Here is a 2815-nt window from a genome sequence, read left to right as displayed (position 1 = left end):
TGTTGGACGGCGAATTGAGGGAGACGCAAACAACAGATTATTTTTCTAAGCATCGGAGAAGTGACTGCGCAGTCCGGGAGCTGACTGCGCGATAAAACCGATCATCCGGCACGTTATCGTCTCACATTGAAAAAATCACGGGGTTCGGAATGAACCCCGTGACCTGGATTTAGTTATCGACAGAGCTTTTCGGATGGATCAGCTCTTCCAGATGGCAAAGCCCATGTGCAACGGTTACCGCATCCACCTTTTTTATGAGCCCGGAGAGACGCTCTGTGTTCCAGAACAAATCCCGGAATTCGGAAAGTTCGCTTCCTACATCGTGGTTTGGGATACAGATATAGTTCCCATAGCTGTGTTTCCCGGCGATCACATGGAAATACGTGCCGCGACCTGTGATCTCTGCTTCATAACAGGTATCGGAATAGTGGATGAGCCGGATTTCTCCCTGCCAGTGTTCTTTCCGTCTCCCTCTTGTAAGTGTGCATTGATACTCCATAGGTTCCTCCTCACATCAGGTTTTGGTTGTTAACAGCCGCCAGGACTACTTCTGCATCGATTGTTTTTTTCTCCATCTGGGAACCAAGGGCAAGGGCATCGCTCATCAGGTTATCGATCAGCCGCGGGTTCCCCTGGGAATGGCTGTGGATAGCGGAAAGTGCCGCTTTATCCATAATGGATTCACTCCCGCCGGCGCAGGCGATCTTATGAAGGACATATCTTGCTACTTCCTCATCAGAGAGACCGCAGAAGTTATAATGGACCGTAACCCTCTGGCGCAGGGCTTCATGGACCGGTCTGTTTAACGTATTGTTCAGGTGCGCCTCCCCGCAGAGGATCAGGGTGAAACAGTTCACGGAGTCATATCCGTAATTCATCAGCATTTTGATGTCATTCAGGATGCCGGTGGAAAGATACTGGGCTTCATCCACTGCCAGAAGGAGGGGCTGGCGTTTCTCTTTATAGAGATACCAGATCTGCTCCTGTATGGATTTGAACATCCCCGGCTTGCCTCCTTTGTCACTGACGCCCAACGCAGCGCAGAACTGGCGGTAGAATTCCATGACACTGACGGTGGAGAGGCAGATGTATTCCATGTGGTACAGGTTGGGGTTCAGGCTCTTCGCGAAACAGCGCAGGCAGAAGGATTTCCCCATGCCGGGACGGGCGGTAAAGACTCCAATCCCCCGGGCGTCCTTCAGGTAATCCAGGCGCTGTGTCATTTCCGTCATGTCACGGGAGAGAAACCGGTCTTTTTCCTGTACCATCTGCTTGTCAAAAGGATTGAAAGAAAGCCCATAATACGCAAGGGACATCAGGAACCACCTCCCATCCGTGAATAGTCAAGGGAGGGTGTGTTGTTCCGTTTTGTCCGGCAGTTCTCATTCCGGTCTGTCTGGCGGATCGGGTAGTGTTCCCCTTCATAAAGGATGTATGCACAGGACATATCATCCGGCAGGAAACGGATCTCCACTTTGGAAGCAATGAACTGCATAGGCACATCATAATAAATACGGTCAATAGAGACCGTGGAATCCCGGTTAACCCTGCGGACAACCCGGTTCATGAAGCATTCGTCCAGCCAGGACCGGGATTTTGGCATCCTGGCCTGCATACAGGTGCGGCGGTACCGTTCCAGCGGGATCTCCTGGATCCCGGAGTGGAAGGATGTATTATAGGTGCGGATATAGTCTGCAAGGAGGCGGTTAAATTCCTCCAGGGAATGGATGGAATCCAGATCAATGGTATAAAGCCAGGATTCTTTTAAGGTCCTCCACTGGCGTTCGATCTTCGCTTTGCTGGCACCGTCCCGGATTTTCGTGTGCAGGAGCACTGTTCCGATCGAGCCGCAGATCAGGGAGAGCTGCTCATTGGAGTAGCTGCACCCGTTATCCACGTAAAGTTTCATTGGGATCCCGTAGGCCGCCACCGCCTGTTTGAACACTTTCTGGAAGTTGTAAGCATTATCATTGTAAAAGAGCCCGCCGCCTACCAGGAGGCGGGAATGGTCGTCAATGATCATGATGCAGTAAACGCGCCTGCGTTTTCCGTCTTCTGTGATGTACGGCAGGTAGCATGTGTCCGCCTGCCACATTTTCCCGAATGCATCTTCCTCAAAAGCCTTCCGGTCTTTCATGTTGGGATTCCGGGCGGATTTCAGGTCATGGTTCCGGATAAAACGCTGGACCGCGCAGACATTGACTGTGGCGGGGATAAAAGAATTCTCCACAAGCTGTTTGTGAATCTGGGTGGCGTTGAGCCGCGGGAATGCCTCCTTAAGGCGGTAGATCTCCTCGATGGCAGTGTCCGGCAGCACCCGGGTGGATCCTTTGTCCGAACGCTCCTTTGGCATCAGCGCGTCAATCCCGCCTGTCTGGTAGAGGGATACCCATTTGCTGATGGTCTTTGGGTTGTACTGGAAAGTGGAGCCGTCCGGAAGTGTCAGGGGTTTTTCCGTGACCCGCCGGTAATAAGCATTCCTGGACGCGTCCGGATAAAGCCCGTGGATCACAGGGGCAATGACAGAGAGCCGGAACTGCGCGATTTTTGCTGCGTCAGTGAGCTGTTGTTTTTGATTTTCCATGAAACAGGAACCTGCTTTTCGTTTTCCACCATTGTAGATGGGAATCAGAAGAGTCTCCATCCCCATGGCGTGTGGTCAGTGGACGACAGGTGCAGGGACATGGAAGCGCAGACCGGGAGACGCCGGGGATCAGGCCATGGCAGGGGGATTCCTGTGGGACTGGAGGAAGGAATAAGCGGTTTTATCCGCAAAACCGCCGGAGAAAAGGGAATACTCCGGCAGCCGGGCAAT

Annotated in this window: 3 protein-coding genes; all 3 read right to left on the bottom strand. The window is 52.6% G+C overall.

What is annotated here, in order from left to right; translation table 11 throughout:
- Window positions 1–169: 169 nt before the first annotated feature.
- From H6A32_RS15635 to H6A32_RS15625, 3 genes are read right to left on the bottom strand one after another with little or no spacing between them, the layout of a single operon-like run.
- Window positions 170–499 (bottom strand): DUF6618 family protein, encoded by a 330-nt coding sequence (locus H6A32_RS15635; protein WP_177311280.1) that lies wholly within the window; start codon window positions 497–499, stop codon window positions 170–172.
- Between the two features lie 10 nt (window positions 500–509).
- Window positions 510–1316 (bottom strand): ExeA family protein, encoded by an 807-nt coding sequence (locus tag H6A32_RS15630; protein ID WP_178280155.1) that lies wholly within the window; start codon window positions 1314–1316, stop codon window positions 510–512.
- Window positions 1316–2584: a DDE-type integrase/transposase/recombinase gene (locus H6A32_RS15625; protein WP_204864801.1), complete on the bottom strand. Its 1269-nt coding sequence runs from the start codon at window positions 2582–2584 to the stop codon at window positions 1316–1318. Before H6A32_RS15625 ends, H6A32_RS15630 begins: the two co-directional genes overlap by 1 nt.
- Window positions 2585–2815 lie beyond the last annotated feature (231 nt).

The sequence above is a fragment of the Drancourtella massiliensis genome (assembly GCF_016900655.1).
Taxonomy (GTDB): Bacteria; Bacillota; Clostridia; order Lachnospirales; family Lachnospiraceae; genus Sellimonas; species Sellimonas catena.
Note: the sequence above shows the minus strand (reverse complement) of the source record. Positions and strands in the feature narration are given on the sequence as shown.

Bases quoted from the DNA above. Each gene is read 5' to 3' on its own strand.
- H6A32_RS15625 (WP_204864801.1), bottom strand. From the start codon at position 2,584: ATGGAAAATCAAAAACAACAGCTCACTGACGCAGCAAAAATCGCGCAG.
- H6A32_RS15635 (WP_177311280.1), bottom strand. From the start codon at position 499: ATGGAGTATCAATGCACACTTACAAGAGGGAGACGGAAAGAACACTGG.
- H6A32_RS15630 (WP_178280155.1), bottom strand. From the start codon at position 1,316: ATGTCCCTTGCGTATTATGGGCTTTCTTTCAATCCTTTTGACAAGCAG.